The sequence below is a fragment of the Pseudofrankia sp. EUN1h genome (assembly GCF_001854645.1).
Classification (GTDB): Bacteria; Actinomycetota; Actinomycetes; order Frankiales; family Frankiaceae; genus Pseudofrankia; species Pseudofrankia saprophytica.
Genome location: NZ_MBLN01000041.1, coordinates 26,396 through 42,774 on the forward strand (window position 1 = coordinate 26,396; position 16,379 = coordinate 42,774).

The window sequence follows — 16,379 nt, forward strand, 5'->3', positions numbered from 1 at the left end:
AGCCACCCGTGGCCAAGCTGCCCGCGGACTTCGCGGATCTGGAGCCGTTCACCGACTGGTGCCTCGCCGCCGAGGACGACCGGTTCGCCAAGCGGTACGGCTCGAACATGGACGAGATGCAGACGTTCTACGACGYGGYCTTYCCKCGYATSCAGGAYGCGCTKRSCTACCTCGACAAGTTCGACCTGGACGACCTCCCCGAGGACGCCTACAACCTGCTTCTCCTGTACTACTCGCTGTGCACGATCTCGTTCCCGGTCGAGGCGTGGCGCCAGCCGCGCGTGCCGGACGCGGGCGCCGCGCACATCTCGAACGTCCTCGCCCCCGCGGTCTGACCGGTCCCCGGCGGATCAGAAGATCCCTTGGGCGGACGGATCCGGGCTCGCTGCCACCGGCTCCTCGTGGGCCGGCGCGGCCCTGGCCGGTGCCGGCGAAGCCATGTTGACCAGCCCCGTTGACATGGTGACGCCGGCACCGGCCGGTTCTGTTCCACCTCCTCCTGCCCCCCGATGACCATGGCTCCTATCAGCTCGGCTTCGGTCGACGCGGCGACCCGCTTCGCGAAAGACTGGGAACGTCGCCCACACCGGCAGGCGATCTTGATATAGGGGACTCACCTGACATGGCTCGAATCGATCCGCTCCCGCTGAAGCAGTGGCCCAAGGAGATGCGGCAGGTGCTGGCCGCGCTCGAGCCACCGGGCGCGCCCGCGAAGCTGTCCCCCGAGGGCCGTTCCAAGGCCCTGAACACGCTCGGGGTCTACGCGTACCACACGACGCTGGCGCAGGCGTTCTTCACCTTCAACGGCCACATCCTGTCGACGAGCACCCTGACGCCGCGCCAGCGCGAGCTGCTGGTGCTGCGGGTCGCCGCAGACCGCGGGGCGGGCTACGAGTGGCTGCAGCACACCTTCCTCGGGCGGGACGCTGGGCTGTCGGACGAGGAGATCCAGCGGATCGCGCTCGGCCCGGACGCCCCGCTGTGGGACCCGCTGGACGCGGCGCTGCTGCGCGCCGTCGACGAGCTGGTCGGCGTCGGCAAGATCGGCGACGGGACCTGGGCCGTCCTCGCGGACAAGCTCGAGGTCAAGCAGATCCTGGACGTGATCTTCACGGTCGGCGCGTACGAGTCGCTCGCCTACCTGCTGCGTTCCTTCGAGATCGACATCGACGACGACATGCTGGCGGCCGTCGCCCGCCGCCAGTCGACCGAGTCGACCACCGCATAGCCGGGTGCGGGCGCGTGCCCGCGCCGTGACCGGACGGGAGAGACCATGTCCGTCAGCGTCAGCCCGATCAGCCCCCAGGTAGGCGTCGAGATCACGGGCCGTACCGGGCCGGAGCTCGCCACTCCCGAGGTCGCCGCCGAACTGCGCAGGTACCTCGACGAGCACGGCGTCGTCGTCTACCGCGAGGCGCACATCGACGACGCCGACCTGGTGACGCTCTCCCGGATGYTCGGCGAGGTGGTCGTGGCCCCGATGGGTGGCGAGAAGGACCACCCGGAGGTCTCGGCGATCACCCTCGACCCGGCGCAGAGCACGCTCGCGGCCTACCGGGCGGGCACGTTCTTCTGGCACATCGACGGCGCGAACGACCTGGTCCCGCAGAAGGCCACGCTGCTGACCGCGCTCGAGGTCGCCACCGAGGGCGGCGACACCGAGTTCGCCAACCTCTATGCCGCCTACGAGGCGCTGTCGGACGAGGACAAGGCCCGGTTCGCCGAGCTACGGGTGGTGCACAGCTTCGCGGCGACGCAGCGGCTGGCCAACCCGGACGCGTCGCCGAAGGCGCGTGCCGCCTGGGACAAGGTGCGCTCCGGGGAACACCCGCTGGTGTGGACCCGGCGAAGCGGCCGCAAGTCGCTGCTGGTCGGCGCCACCGCCGACCACGTCGTCGGCCTGGCCGAGGACGAAAGCCGCGCCCTGCTCGACCGGCTGCTCGACTGGGCGACCCAGCCCGACTTCTCGCTGCGCCACCACTGGCACCGCGGCGACCTGGTGATCTGGGACAACACGGGAATCCTGCACCGTGCCCAGCCCTACACGGCCGCCTCCCGCCGCCTGATGCACCGCACCACCCTCGTCGGCGAGGAAGCCGTGGCCTAGGCGCTGGGCGCTTGCCTGGAGCCCGGCGCGGCAGCCACCGACGCAGCCGCCATCGACTGATCGACTGAAGGGAAACCACGCGCAGATGACCGCGGCACCGAGCGACAGCCTGGGCGGCAAGGTCGCCATCGTCACCGGCGGCGGATCGGGCATCGGGCGCGGCTGCGCGCTGCGCCTAGCCGCCGACGGCGCGAAGGTCGGCGTCTTCGACCTGGACCCGGGCAACGCCAAGGCGGTTGCCGACGAGATCGCCGCCGCGGGCGGTGAGGCGCACCCGGTCACCGTCGACGTCACCAGCCGCGAGCAGATCGACGCCGGCGTCGCGGAGATCAAGTCGCTGTACGGCCCCGCCACGATCCTGGTGACGTCGGCCGGCCGCGAGGGCTTCCGCCGGTTCCTCGACATCACCGCCGAGCAGTGGCAGGCCCTGATCGACGTCAACCTGACCGGGACGTTCCATTCCTGCCAGGCCGTCGTCCCCGACATGATCGCGGCGCACTGGGGCCGGATCGTGACGATCTCGTCATCGAGCGCCCAGGGCGGCCAGCAGCTCATGACGCACTACTCGGCGTCCAAGGGCGGCGTCATCACCTTCACCAAGTCGCTGGCCCTGGAACTCGGCGAGTTCGGCATCACCGTGAACACGATCCCGCCCGGCTTCATCATCACCCCGATGACCGAGCGCAACGCCGCCAAGGGCCGCCTCGGTCCGGAAGGCCTAGACGGGGTCATCGCCCGCACCCCGGTGCGCCGCGGCGGCCAGTCCGAGGACATCGCCGCCGCCTGCGCCTTCCTCTGCCGCGACGAGGCCAGCTACGTCACCGGCCAGATCATCGGCGTCAACGGCGGCCGCAACACCACCTCCGCCGTCTTCTAACGCCCCGCCAGCGGATGTTCGCCGTCGCTGTTACCAGTCGCTGATCCCAGTCGCTGGCTCCAGCGGAATCAAGATCAGTCAGACGGTGCACGTCGCCGACGACGTGCACCGTCTGACCGACTCTTCGAAAGATCGTTCCGAACGGTGAACATCGTCGGACATGGCACTGGTCCGGCGCGCCGCCCGGCGCGCCGCCCGGGGCACCGTCAGCCTGGCTCGACGGCGGGAGCGTCCAGGCGGGTCGGCGGAGTGCGGCTGGCAAGCATCGCGAGAGCGGAGGCTATGACCACCAGGACCGTGTAGCCGAAGGTGATGTGCACGAGGCTCACGTGACCGGCAAGCCGGCTGGTGATCAGGCCGGGAACGGCCGCTCCGCAGTACGAGATCAGAAAGATGGTCGCCAGGACACCCGCACGGTCGTCCGCATCGGTCCTGGCCAGCACGCCGCGCATACCGCCCGCGGAGGCGATGCCCTGCCCGATGCCCGCGGCGAAGCTCGCCACCAGGAAGGGCACGATCGTCCCGCTGCGCACGGCGAGCGCGACGACGAGGGCACAGGTCGCGAACAGCCCGAGCCCGAGGCAGACCGAAGGTGCCGGCCGCAGCCGGCCCGTCAACACCCCGCCGATCGGGGAGAGCACCGACAGCGACGCGAAGACCAATGCCACGACCAAGGTGTTCTCGGTGCCGAGCCGGTCCGCGGTCAGGCTGGGCGCGAACGCCTGGAAGAAGCCTCCCAGCGACCAGGTCGCGACCGCGACCGTGCCGGCGACGAACAGCGGCCTTCCGGCACCGGCTGGCACGCGGACCTGTGGCCGCAGCGTTCGCAGCGCCACCGAGGGGTCGCGTCGTTCGACGCTCTCCGGACAGGCCAGCAGCAGCGCGACGCCCACGGCGAGGGCGCAGACCACGATGCTGTAGGTCAGCACCCGGGGCGCCGGCCCGTATTCGACGATCGCGCCCGACAGCAGGGCCCCGAGGGGGACCGCCAACGGCGGAACGATGCTGGTGATCAGCGCCGCCAGCCAGCGAGGCGCCTCGGGCGCGGTGTCGATGACGTAGGAGCCAAGCGCGCTCGACGCGACCCCACAGGCGATCCCCTGCAGCGCCCGGCCGACGACCAGCACCGGCAGCGCCGCGGCGTGCATGAGCACCAGTCCGCCGGCGATCGAGCTCAGCAGGGCGGCAACGCCGACCGGGAGACGGCCGAGATGGTTGGACAGCCGACCGAGCAGCAGGAGCGAGAGCGCCGTCATCGTGAAGTAGACGACGGTCGTGAGCGCCAAGCCCGAGTTCGTGATGCCGTCCTCGAGCCGATAGGTGCTGTACAGCGGGATCGGCGTACCCGACGCGAGGAACGTCAGGATCAACGTCGCCGAGCCCACGACGAACGCGACCCTGCGAGAAAGGCGACGTCGTCCATACAAGGGTTCGGCAGGCATGGAACCCATCTGAACAGCCCAAACACCCCACAGGCCCCGCCCACCGCCCGACCTAACACCCGTAGGGAATGCCGACGGCCGCGTACTACCGGGCCAGACCGGCTTCCCGGGCGCGGACGATCGCCTGTGCCCGGTCGGCGACCTGCAGCTTGCTGAACACGTTGGACACGTTGTTGCGCACCGTCTTCGGCGACAGGAACAGCCGCTCGGCGATCTGCCCGTTGGACAGCCCGGCCGCGACCAGTCGCAGTACTTCCCGCTCCCGGGCTGTCAGCTGCCCGAAAGGCTCCGATGCTGCCTGGGCCGCGGTGGCCAGCGTGGTGAAGTAGGCGGTGACCCGGGCCGCCAGCGCCGGCCCGAAGATGACCTCCCCGCTCGCGACCGCGGCGATGGCACGGAGGATCTCGTGCTGGTTGGCGCCCTTGAGAAGGTATCCACGGGCGCCGGCCAACATCGCCGCGAAGACGCTCTCGTCGCCGTCGTGCATCGTCAGGGCGAGCACGCCGGTTCCCGGCAGCGCGGTGAGAATCTGGCGGGTGGCCTCGATGCCGTCCAGCTCGGGCATCTGCAGGTCCATGACGACCACGTCGGGTCGCAGTTCGTGGGCGAGCGCGACCGCCTCCTTGCCGTCGGCCGCCACGGCGACCACGTCGACCTTGCCTGTGGAGTCGAGCAGCATGCGCAGGCCGTCGCGGTAGACGGGGTGATCGTCGGCGAGAAGCACTCGCACCGCGGCGCCTCCGCCCCCATCCTCGCCCCCGGCCCCGGCCCCGGCCCCGGGCTCGGGCTTCGGCTGGGTACTCATGCCGCCATCACATCATCGGCGGCGCAGGGCAGTACCGCGCGGACCAGCGTCCCGCCGTCAACGCCGTCGGCGACCGTGCAGCTGCCGCCCAGCTCCTCGGCGCGTTCGCGCATCGCGACGAGCCCGACGCCGACCAGACCATCGGCCCCGACGCCCCGGCCGTCGTCAGTGATCTCTACGGTCAGGCCTGGCCGCAGCGCCGACAGGTGGATCGCGCATCGGTGGGCCCGCGCGTGCCGGGCCACGTTGGCGAGGGCCTCGCCCACGATCCGGTAGGCCGAGACCTCGACGGCGGCGGGTAGTTCCGACAGGTCGCCGTCCACCGTGACGGTGACGGCGAACGCGCCGGCGAACCGGGCGGCCTGCTGGCGCACCGCGCCTTCGAGGCCCAGCTGGTCGAGCGCCGGCGGCCGTAGGCCGTGCACGAGCCGGCGCACGTCGGCGAGCACCGCGTCGAGCTCGTCGCTGACCTGGCCGAGGATGGCGTCGGCCCTGGCGGGGTCGTGGGTGCCGATGTCGTGGGTGCCGATGTTGCGGGCGGCCTGGATCTTCAGCGACGCGCCGGCCAGCGCCGGGCCGAGCCCGTCATGCAGGTCGCGGCGCAGCCTGCGGCGCTCTTCGGCCACCCCGGTGACGAGGTGTTCCCGGCTGCGCTGCAGCTCCTCGGTGAGCGCCGTCGCCCGCGCGGCGGCCGCCGCCTGCCGCACCATGTCGGCGAGCAGCCGCTGATCGTTTTCTGACAGCCTGGTCGCGCGCCGGACGACCAGCGCGAGCCGGCCGATCGACGCCCCGCGGTACGTGAAGGGCAGCACGATGACGTCGGAACGCGCGTCGCCGTGCTCGGCGACGACGGTGTGCCCGTCGGCGCGGTCCAGCTCGACTCGCACGTACGGGGAGCGGAACGCCATCGACACCGCCCGCGCCACGGCGAGCAGCTGCTCGTCGGGGCCGCTGGTCTCCTCGAGGCGCCGCGCGAGCGCCGACACCACGTCGTACGGGTCACCACGCCCGCGCAGTAGCCGGGTGACGAGGCGCTGGATCCRCAGGCGCATCGGGCCGTAGAGAACCGCGACCACGCCGGCCGCGGCGGCCGATGCCACCGGCTGGTCGACGAACGCGCGAGCGCCTACGAAGACCGCGACGTCCAGCGCGATGACCGTCGCCGCGACCGCGCCGTACAGCAGGGTCCAGCCGAGTACGGCGTCGACGTCGTACAGGCGGGAGCGGGTGATCGCGACGGTGACGGCCGCCGCGACGACCATCACCGACAACGCGAAGACGCCGTCGTTGACCCAGCCCTCGGTCACGAGCGCGACGAGCAGCAGGAGGAGACTGAGCCCGCCGCCGAGCAGCAGCCAGCGCAGTTGCGCACGCCGCTGCGGATCGCAGTGGCGGAACCGCCAGCCGAACGCCGCGAGCGGGACCAGCAGGCTGAGCCCGAGGCACCCGCCGACCACCGGCTGGGCGAAATCCCAGTAGCGCGCAGGCAGCGCGGGTGTGGTCGGGTCGAGGTCGATGCCGGCGAGGCCCGGAGCACGCGGCTCGCCGCCAGACATGACCTCCCATGGCACGGTGAGGAGCACCAGCACGGTGAGGCAGGTGCTGACCATGGACAGCGCGGCTGGCAGGCGCCATCGCTTCGACGGTAGCCGGCCGTCGGGGAAGAACAGCAGGATCAGCGGCACGACCAGGTTCGTCATCGGCCCGAACCGGGCGCCGACGTACACCGCGGGCGCGGTGAACGGCAGTCCGCCGGAGTGCCGCAGGACGGAGAGCCCCGCGTACGCGGCGGTGAACCCGTCGACGCAGGCGACCAGCCCGCCGACGGCGAGGATCCAGGTCATCGGGTGGCGGGGCAGTCGCGCGGCGAGTAACGCGGCGGCGATGGCGAGCGCGAGCCCCGGCAGCGTCGCGCCCCACGCGGCGAACGCGAGCGGACCGGGGCGGTGCGCGTCGGGTTCCAGCGCCTCACACCAGAAGCCGCCGACGGTCGCGAGCGCGCACACGGCGGACAGGGCGAACACCGCGGCGGCCAGCCGGCGGTCGTGAGTGTGTGGCACCCGCACAGCGTGCCAACCGCGCCGTCCCGCTGTCCCGGGACCGGTGTCCCGCACCCGGCCGGGACAGCGGGCGGGACCGATCTGGACGGTGCTCCCTGGCATCCCGGGACGGCGGGCCGCGACCGTCGACCCCATGAGCATTCACCTCGAACCAAGCCACCTCCAGCCGGCGCCGGCGCCGGCGCCGTCCGCGCCGTCCGCGCCGTCCTCGCCCCTCCCGCCGCCCACCGGGCGCACCAGACCCGCCGGGATCGCGCTGGCCGCCGGGGCCGTCGCGTGGGCGGTGGGCACCGTGATCGCCGGTGACCAGATGGACAAGACCATCAACACCTGGGAGAACCTCGGCGGCCTGATGTTCCAGCTCGGCCTGGTGAGCCTGATGCTGGTGCTGCTGTCGACCGGCGCGACCGGCACCCGCCGGGGCCGCGCGTTCCCGGTCGTCGAGCTGGTGCTGCTCGTGCCCGCGATCGTGTGGACCCTGGGAGCGTTCACATACCGCCACCCGGCCAACGAGCCGACCTGGCTCCAGGTCGTGGACGTGTGCTGGCCACTGTCGATGCTCGGCATGATCTTCGTTGGCGCCGCGGTCGCGAAGGCGGACCGGTGGACCGGCTCCCTGCGTTGGCATCTGCTCGTCGCGAGCCTCTGGCTGATCGTCATGATCCCGATCAAGAACATCGCCGGCATCGTTCCGTACACGTTTGCCAGCGCTGGTTGGCTGGTCGCGACGTACGGCACCCTGGGCCTCCGCCTGGCCCGGCGCCCCCACGCCTGAGCTGGACTCGCATCGACGGTCGCTGTCTGTGCCGCGGGGCCAGGCGGGCAGGAGGGTGAAGCGGACGGGTTCGGACAGGACCGTGGTGGCGGCGGGGAGGTCCGACATGCGGCTGGCAAGGGTGGCTTCGGCCAGACGGGGCGGGAGGGCGGTGCTGAACTTCAGGCCAGCCAGCGCCTCCTCGGTGACGAGGGGGAGGCAGAGACGGGCGGCAGCGTCGGTGGTGGCCGCTCGCCACATGTCGGGGGTGAGGTCCGTGCGTAGCCGCAGGTAGGCGGCGGTGGGGGCCTGGTTGGGGTCCGCGAGGTCGCTGAGGGTGGCGGCGGGGTGCGGTTGGCGCGTTCGCCGGCCCAGGTCCACCAGCGGACGTCGGTAAGGTCCTCAGTGCGGACGATCATTGTTCCGGCGGGGTGGACGACGTCGAGATGGGTCTCACGGACTGCCGCGAGGTGCTCGGTCGCGCGACGGGTCAGTGAGACCGGGGGGTCAGCGCCGAGTAGTACCTCGCGCATCGCCCTGGTCAGCGGAAACGAGCAGGCGCCGACGGTGGACGTGAGCCAGCGGGCGCGGCCGCCGCTGTCGGCGGGTTCGACGAAGCAGCGGCGGCGTTTCCAGTCGATGTGGGTGACGCGCCAGCTGCGGCCGGCGAGCAGCAGCAGGCGCGGGCCCTCGACCGGGTCGGTGAGCAGGACCGGGTCGGCGGTCAGCTCGGAGAAGTGCCGATGGCCGAACTTCCGCTCGGCTTCCGGGCCGACGAAGAGCATGCCGCCGTCGGAGTCGAGGTAGCCCATCCGGACGAGGTGGCGCACGATCGGCTCGGCGGATCGGTCGAACGGGGCGAGGCCGTTCCATTCCTCGGCCCAGAGCCGGTCGCCGACGCGGTTCTCCTGCAGGCAGTAGGCGAGCACCTGCTGGGCGACGATGTGGCGCGGCTCCGGCGGGGGGGGGGGGGGGGGGGGGGGGGGGGGGGGGGGGGGGGGGGGGGGGGGGGGGGGGGGGGGGGGGGGGGAACCGGCTCGACCCAGCCGCGGCCCCAGAGCAGCAGCAGGCCGGCGGCCTGCATGAGCGCGGGCTCGGACAGCGCGAGGAACAGGCAGTTGCGGACGGTGTCGGCGCGCCGCCCGGTGCGGCCGGGACGCTGCAGGAACGAGGCGACGGTCGCCGGGGCGTTGATCTGGACGACACGGTCGAGGTCGCCGACGTCGATGCCGAGTTCCAGCGTGCTCGTCGAGACGATGACGCAGTCGCGCGCCTGGGCGAAGGCATCCTCGGACCGGCGCCGCTCGTCGACCGACAACGACGCATGCGAGAGGAACGTCGTCACGCCGAGGGAGCGCAGCGCCTGGCCGAGCTCCTCGACGGTCTTCTTCGAATCGCAGAAGACCAGCCGCTTCTCGCCCTGGTGCAGCAAGGCGAGCACCTTCGCCGCGTTCGCGACCGACCCGACGTAGTCCAGCTCGATCTCGCCCGGCGGCGACGCGGGTGGCGGAGCCAGCGAATAGATCATGGGGTGGGCGCTGTCGACCACGGCCGCCCCCGCGTCCTGCGCGGACAGACCGGCGGTGACGCCCTTGACCGCGGGCCCAGTCGGCTGCCTAAACTATTGTCTGCGGCATCCGGAAGTCCAGCGATGGGTCGCTGACGTCGTGACGGGTAAGGTGATCGACATTCTCGCTGTCGACGCTATGAAGACGCTTCCTGTTGTTATTCCACCACTGCGAACCCAACGTGAGATCGTTGCCGCTTTCGCCGCTTTCGACGAATAGATCGCTACACACCGGGAAATTGTTCGAGTCACCACTGCTCTGCGCGACACCGTGGCTCCTGCCCTACTCAACGGAACATTCCCGGCGATGATGTCCACCTGGCCGACAAAATTCCCAACTAGGCTGACGCCGACGAGCGCAGCGGGTAAAGGGCCATGCGGTGAGCTTGTGYTGGCACTTCGTCAGCACCGTGGCTTATGCCCGGCAGTCTTCGGACATAGCGTGGTCAAGGGCTCTGCGGGATTGTGGCGCAGGTGCGCCTCGACCACGAGCGGTCAACGGACCGTTTTGTTCCCCAGACCGGGTGGGTCGCCCGCAGCTTGCCCGCGAGCTAGTCGAGAAGGGTAGCCTCGGCGTCCGGGTACTCGGAAACCCGCGGCGTCCAAGGACCAGTCGTCGAGCTTCCGAAGTTTCTGACCGTACCTCCGGGCGCGTAGAGCAGGTGTATCAGCCGCGGACCCGGTGTTCGATATCGCCACGGTTAGGGGCATGTCCAGTGCGCCAAACGGCGTGAGCGGCGTGCAGCTTAGCGGTGAGTTTGTCCAGCAGGGCGGCCTCGGCGGCGGGTGTCTCCGAGCCGGCGGCGATGAGTTTGGTGTAGCGGACGGTGTCGACGATGGCGGACTTCACGCGTTCGTGGGCGAGGTAGGTGGCGAGGTCTCGGGTCCACTCGACGGCTGCCTCCGGGGGGAGGGCGTTTCGCCAGGCCGCTCTGGCGAGCTCTTCCTCGTCAGGCTGGTAGGCCATCTTGTGGAGGTGGACGGCCAGGTCGTAGACCGGGTCGCCCCAGAGAGCCAGCTCCCAGTCGAGGAAGTACGTCGCCCCACCCTTCACGATCAGGTTCTTGCGGTGGATGTCGGTATGGAGCAGGCGGAACGGCCTGGGGGAGAGGGTTTTCCAGCGGTCGAGGATGGGTTCGAGGGGGTCGGCCGGGAAGCGGAGAGCTTTGAAGAGGTCGCCGAACTCGTCGGAGAAGGCGGCGTGCACGTTTGCGGTGATGGTGGAGAGGCGCTGGGCGAACGCGGTGGTGTCGCCGTCGGTGGGCCAGCCGGCGGGGAGCGGTGGGAGCTGGTCGAGCGGGACCTGGCCGAGCTGGGCGAACAGGGCGCCGACGTCGGGGATGACATGTTCGGGCACGCGCTTGCCACGGGGTGCGATCACGTCGAGGACGTCGCCATCGACCCATTCGACGATCTGGTAGGCGGGGTCGATGCTGGCGTGGAGAAGTCGTGGCGCCCGAGGGATGGCCGGGTGGAGGGCGCTCACGACCGCGGCCTCTGGCCAGATCGTGAGGTCCATGGTGTCGGCCCCCGGGATCGGGATGCGCACCACGACGCGCCCGGTCGGTGTCTCGATGCGGACGTTGTGGTTGTAGAAGCCGGCGCTCCGGTCGGTGCAGGCCAACGCCAGCCGATACAGCTCGTCCGGCTCGTTCGTGGCCGCGCGTGGCGCGACCGGCATCGTCTCGTCGACGGCTGCGGCAGTCGCTGGGACATTCTCGGCCGTGGAACCAGTCGAGCTCGATGTCGGCGGATCGGAACTCGTCATCAGGCGGCCCCGCCGAAGCCGAGCAGGTCGCGGGTGAGCACGTCGATGCGACCTTTCATGGCGTCGAGAGAGTCGAATGGCTGGATGGCGCTTTCGGCGCGCTGGCAGGCGTCCGTCACGTACTCGTCCTCGATTCCAAGCTCTCGCAGCGCGGCTCCGGCGCACAACACCAGCGTCGGATACACCTCCGCGGCCTCCAGCTCGCTCACCGCCCAGCGCGCCGACTCCCGGGCGAGGCCGACCTCGCCGCGTCGTGCCTCCAACGCCCCTCGGTACAACCTTGCCCGAGCAAGCCCCGATCGATAGCTTGCCCGGGTCAACGCCTCGACCGCCGCGTCGAACGCCGCCTCGGCCCGATCGAGGTTGCCAAGCCGCAGCTCGGCAACGGCGATCGCCGTGTGGCACTTACCCAACTCGTGCTGCGCGCCGATCTCGGTCTGGACCTCGATGGCCGCCCGTGCCTCGGGGATCGCGGCCGGCGCGTCGACGAACGCGAGCAACTCGGCCCGGTTGGTCCTGATGTTCGCGTTCCCGAGGTAGGACCGGGCCGCCTGGTAGTAGGCCGCCGCCTCGTCGAGAAGACGGTCCGATGCCGGGAAGTCGAAGGCGAACCGATACGCCAGGTGACGCAGCCGGGCCACGTCACCGCGACACTCCGGATGCCGTCGCTCGGCGATCGCATCCAGYGCGGTCGCGAACCGTTCCGCCTCGACGAACCGCCCCTGGCACATGTGCAGGTCAGCAGCCCACAGGCCGGCGCCCATCCGAGCGGTGTCGTCCTGGCCGGCCCACACTCGGTTGTAGATCGTCAGAGCGGCCGTCGTCTGGCCCGCGATGCGGCGTGCCTGGCCGGCGGCGACGGCGAGCCGTGCCCCGACAGACTGGCTGACATCCCAGTTCTCGTCCGGGGTCAGCTCCAGTGCCTGGGTGGCCTCGCCGCGGCGAAGCAGCGTCTCGACGTCCATCACCCGCGCGGTCTCGGTCAGATCCGACGTTGCTCGGACTGGGTTCTCCCGCAGAAACTCGCGCAGGTCGGTCAGCACGCCACCAGCGGCGCCGTCAGCCCCGCCGCGCACCGCCACCTCGACCAGGTCGAGCAGCTCGACTCCGGTGATCTCCCCGACGTGCAGCGCATGGAAAACCAGTTCCCGGAACGCGACCGGGTCCGCCAGCATTCGCCCGCCCAGGCTCCGGGACCTCTCCTGATCGGTGATGCCACCTTCTGCGGGGTCCTCGAAGGCACGCTGCTCCCAGGCATCGCGCAGCAGCCGGTGGAGTTCCAGGCGAGCCGGCGCGGACAGTCGGTCGCGCAGGGCGCCCGCCATGAGCTGGTGGAACCGGAGCTGGTCGCCGGCCGGGTAGACGAACGAGTAGGACGAGATCGACTCCCAGGCCGTCACATGTCCGGGAAGCCGCAGCGCCGCCGTCAACGTCTGGAAAATCTCCTGATCGAAGATCCTTGCGACGCCGAGGACCTCCAGCGTCCGCACCTCGTCGGCCGCTACATGCTGCAGGAAGCGTTGCAGGATCTCCCGTTGCGTCRCCGTCCGGGCCCGCATCGGACCCGTACCCTCGGCGTTTGTGCTGCCGTCGCCCGTGTCGATAGCGAGGTGCAGGTAGAACGGCAGCCCCGCACTCGCTCTCGCGAGCCGCCTCCGTTCACCCTCCTCGGCCACCCCAGAGGCGCCGAGCAACGTCAGTCGCGCCTCCATCGGCAGCTCGTCGACCGGGCAGGCTCGGACCAGTCCATGCCAGTCGGCGTCGTAGGCATCCCAGCGCAGCGGCTCTCGGCCGGCGATGACGACCAGGCCGCAGTCGAGCTGGGCGACCAGATCGCGTAGCCAGACATCTGCGAGCTGCGTCCGTCCCGAGCGAGTCGGAGCGGGCACCAGCGCCTCGTAGGTGTCGATCGTCAGCACATAGGGGCGGCTGGCAGACGCGTCGCGCAGGTCCTCGGCGAACAGGAAGGTGACGGCGTCGGCGACCTCGGCGTTCGGCAGGTCGTCGAGCGACGACAAGGTCTCGTCGTGACTGATCCGATGGCGACGACGCGCATCCGAGGTCACCCGCTCCGCGGCCTTCAAGAGTCCGAGCGCGGTGCCGAACACGGGTATACCGGCGACCGAATCGATGATCTCGGTGAGCACGCCGCTCTCCTCGACGAACGGCAGCGTCTCCCGGCTGATCCGCAGGTGCGGGTGAATGCGCTGCCACAGCACCGCGTAGGCGATGTCGAACCGATCGAACCGCACCCCCTGTTTGCCGAACTCGGCGCGCAGAACGGCGAGGGCGTCCTCCTGCTGCCGCATCGCCGGCACCTGGAGATCGAACGCCGCGGTCCGCCAGCCCTCCGGGGCCTGGACCCGCAGCTCCCGAAGCAACCGCGACTTCCCGATCCCGCCGACGCCGGTCATGTTCAGCACCCGGGGCGTGGACTCGCCAGCGGCCATCGCCGCCCGGACCCGTTCGATCTCGTTCGTGAACGCGTCCAGCAACGGTTCCCGGTCCACAAACTCCCGTTGCAACGCCGCCACCCGGCGAAACCGCGGCGCGATCGCCATCCACGACCTCCGGTGAAGCAGCCATCAATGTGTAGCTACCAATCGTCACCGTAACTCGACGATCGCCCTGCGCATCCAACCACGCCCATCCCGCCTCGGCTGACTGAACCACGCAATCCGACACCTTCCCGTCGACAAGCTGACGGACCCGTCAGTGGTGTAGCCATCAGGTATCTGGCGTGGAACTGATGAGCACGCCCTGTCGGCGCGTGCCGGCCCCGGCTGGTTGTTGACTCCTTCGACGCCTTTCGGCCGGAGCCACCGAGGGTTTGCTGAGGCCTGCGCGTAGCCCCCGCCGCACCTGTTGCAGCTGACGGCCCTGAACCGACGGACGCCTCATCGGCAGCGTTCCGCCAACGGGTCGTGACAAGACTCATCGGATGACGTTCGAGCTGAGCGTTGCTCCTACGTGCAGGTATCGCATTGGCCGCTCAGCGGGAGCTGCGTGTGGCAGGTGGGGCAGAGCGCAGGCGCCGGGGCTTGCTGGCGGATCTGTCGTTCGCGCCGGGCTGCGAGCTGCGGCGTGAGGGCGGGTCGGCCGCCATCCGGTGGCAGCGCGGCGCCAAAATGCAGGTGGCAGGCGAGGCGTTCCTCGGCGGCATGCTCGTCGAGGTCGTCGGGTCGGTAGCCGCGGTTGGTCTCGACCGCGCCGCCGTAGCCGTCGCCCACCGTGCCGTCCTGATGGACGCACAGCGCGGACAGCAGGGGTTCATGTCTGGACTGGCACTCGTCGGCAACGCGGCCGAGCACGCCTCCGATCCAGTGCATCATCAGCATCCTGGTCCGGATGCCCGACGACCGTTGGACCTCTTCGGCCAGTTCCGCGTAGGTGATCACGGCGTGATATCGGCGAGCCACCGAGATGAGCACCTCCCGCCCGGCGTCCGCCCATGCCGCGCGCGCGGCGTCGAAATCGACGCTCGCCCCGTCGCCCTCGCGGTAGGTACCGCTCACCATGCGCCCTGCACTTTCTCGTCCACCGTTGGTCGGTTCCGGCCCAGGTGACGGCCCGTCGTCTGTCTTGTCGTCGTGTAGCGGCCGGGAGGCACGGCGCTCTCGCAGGCGTTCGCGCAGAGGTGTCGCCGGCCGGCCATCCAGGTTGAGCGGCGGGTCGAGCACGGCCAGAACGGTGGCTTCCAACTGGCCGAGTTCGTCGACGTCGGCGACGGGAACGGTGATGACGCGTAGGTGCTGTTCGATCCAGGTGTCGAGCTGGGGGTCGTCATCGTCGGTCAGGTTGAGCGCGCCGCCCAGGGCCGCGGCCAGAGAGCGCCGGAAGGTGGAGAACCGGGCTCGTCCACCCAGGTGCATTCCGGAGATCCTGGTCCACAGTGTGCTGGTGGACCTGCGCCCACTGGGCCAGCGCCGAGCACCTGCCTGGCCGGCGTAGATCAGACCGGCGGCGACGCGCTCACCGAGGCCGGCAGTCAGATCGCGCGCGCCCGGACCGTCGACCCACCAGGTGTAGAGCCCTGGCTTGTCCAGCGCCTGCCGGTCACTGGCGAGGAACTCGGTGGGGGTGCGTGACCTCCGCTGCTCTGTGAGCTCGGCCGTCAGCGCGGCGACCTCGGTGCGTGGCAGCCGGTCATCGGCGGCTTCGAGATGTTCGTCGGGTGGCGGGGTGATTCCATACCAGGCCAGTTGTTCGCCAAGGCGAAGGTGACCCAGCGGGGCCGAGAGCCGTGCGCCCAGTTCCTCGAGCGGGCTACGGAGCGGATCGAGATAGACGGCGCCCGCATGGACCTCGATCATCAGGCCGCGCAGGTCTCCCAGCAGGGAGGCGAGCTGCATGCCGACAAACTGGCCCCAGGCTCGACGATAGCCAGCCGGTTGGTCCGGTAGGTAGACATCGTAGGGGCCGATCACGTCGTCAGGCGCGAGCAGGCCATACTTCGCGCTGAGCACGTACCAGGGCAGCCCGCTGCCCTCCGCATAGGCACGCCTACCGGCGAACAGCGGGCTCACGAACAGATCCGCCGCCCGGTCCGCCCGGGCTTGCTTGGTCTTCACACAGCCAATCAGCACCAGATCGGCGGCTATCCTGCCGGACGGCGACGGCGACGGCGACGGCGGCTCGGCAGAGTCAGGTGACAGTTCTGGCACCAGATCGCCCGTGGCCTTCGCATAGAGGCCATGGTCCGTCCGGCGCAACAGCGGCGCGCGACGGCTGAACTGACTCGTCGCACGGTTCGGCGCGTTCTCGACGGCGCCCTGGATGTGCACTCCGAGCGTGCGCTCGTTCACCTCGGGATGGTGCTCGCGGAACCAACGGACGATGTCACCGCGCCTGATCGGTTCATCAAGGTCACGAATGCAGGTCTCCAGCAGTGACCACACCGTCATGCGTGGATTCTCCACCTCGGGCCATATCTGGTTCTCCGTGGCCCGTTGGAAGTCGTGTCCAACCGCTGGCGGCCGCCGCCGACCGCGCGTCACGC

General features: G+C 70.4%; 11 protein-coding genes and 1 pseudogene. 5 read left to right on the top strand and 7 right to left on the bottom strand.

From position 1 onward, the window contains the following. Positions 1-8 precede the first annotated feature (8 nt). The 4 genes from BCD49_RS08775 (at position 9) to BCD49_RS08790 (ending at position 2,984) form a co-directional block, all read left to right on the top strand. A complete protein-coding gene (locus tag BCD49_RS08775; protein WP_083401359.1) occupies positions 9-335 on the top strand; it encodes a hypothetical protein in 327 nt (108 codons plus the stop codon). A 287-nt stretch (positions 336-622) separates the two neighbouring features. Continuing rightward, the gene (locus tag BCD49_RS08780; protein ID WP_007508391.1) at positions 623-1,228 is read left to right on the top strand and encodes a carboxymuconolactone decarboxylase family protein; all 606 of its coding nucleotides are present in this window, start codon (positions 623-625) and stop codon (positions 1,226-1,228) included. 45 nt (positions 1,229-1,273) lie between these two features. Beyond that, positions 1,274-2,107 carry a TauD/TfdA dioxygenase family protein gene (locus tag BCD49_RS08785; RefSeq protein ID WP_071041376.1) on the top strand — a complete coding sequence of 278 codons (834 nt, stop codon included), beginning with the start codon at positions 1,274-1,276 and terminating at the stop codon, positions 2,105-2,107. 85 nt (positions 2,108-2,192) lie between these two features. Then, positions 2,193-2,984: an SDR family NAD(P)-dependent oxidoreductase gene (locus tag BCD49_RS08790; RefSeq protein ID WP_007508387.1), complete on the top strand. Its 792-nt coding sequence runs from the start codon at positions 2,193-2,195 to the stop codon at positions 2,982-2,984. A gap of 206 nt (positions 2,985-3,190) precedes the next feature. Here BCD49_RS08790 and BCD49_RS08795 read toward each other — a convergent pair whose 3' ends face one another. The 3 genes from BCD49_RS08795 to BCD49_RS08805 all read right to left on the bottom strand — a co-directional run bounded on the left by BCD49_RS08795 (position 3,191) and on the right by BCD49_RS08805 (position 7,291). Beyond that, a complete protein-coding gene (locus BCD49_RS08795) occupies positions 3,191-4,426 on the bottom strand; it encodes an MFS transporter (protein ID WP_083401360.1) in 1,236 nt (411 codons plus the stop codon). Between the two features lie 85 nt (positions 4,427-4,511). Beyond that, on the bottom strand, positions 4,512-5,231 hold the full coding sequence (locus BCD49_RS08800; RefSeq protein WP_007508384.1) for a response regulator transcription factor: 720 nt from the start codon (positions 5,229-5,231) through the stop codon (positions 4,512-4,514). Further along, positions 5,228-7,291: a sensor histidine kinase gene (locus BCD49_RS08805; RefSeq protein WP_241832295.1), complete on the bottom strand. Its 2,064-nt coding sequence runs from the start codon at positions 7,289-7,291 to the stop codon at positions 5,228-5,230. The genes BCD49_RS08800 and BCD49_RS08805 overlap by 4 nt, the downstream gene beginning before the upstream one ends. A gap of 88 nt (positions 7,292-7,379) precedes the next feature. Between BCD49_RS08805 and BCD49_RS42085 the strand changes: the two genes are divergently transcribed. Continuing rightward, complete coding sequence (locus tag BCD49_RS42085) at positions 7,380-8,066, top strand: hypothetical protein (RefSeq protein ID WP_007508379.1); 687 nt, start codon at positions 7,380-7,382, stop codon at positions 8,064-8,066. 48 nt (positions 8,067-8,114) lie between these two features. Here BCD49_RS42085 and BCD49_RS46350 read toward each other — a convergent pair. From BCD49_RS46350 to BCD49_RS42100, 4 genes and pseudogenes are all read right to left on the bottom strand, one after another. Further along, positions 8,115-9,552 (bottom strand): annotated as a pseudogene (locus tag BCD49_RS46350) (helicase-related protein); the annotation flags it as partial. Positions 9,553-10,279: 727 nt separating this feature from the next. Further along, positions 10,280-11,293 carry a phosphotransferase family protein gene (locus BCD49_RS08815; RefSeq protein WP_027141122.1) on the bottom strand — a complete coding sequence of 338 codons (1,014 nt, stop codon included), beginning with the start codon at positions 11,291-11,293 and terminating at the stop codon, positions 10,280-10,282. 86 nt (positions 11,294-11,379) lie between these two features. Then, entirely contained in the window at positions 11,380-13,941 is a 2,562-nt protein-coding gene (locus BCD49_RS08820) for a tetratricopeptide repeat protein (RefSeq protein ID WP_071041378.1), read from the bottom strand. A 405-nt stretch (positions 13,942-14,346) separates the two neighbouring features. Continuing rightward, a complete protein-coding gene (locus tag BCD49_RS42100) occupies positions 14,347-16,278 on the bottom strand; it encodes a DUF6884 domain-containing protein (RefSeq protein WP_157845282.1) in 1,932 nt (643 codons plus the stop codon). Positions 16,279-16,379 lie beyond the last annotated feature (101 nt).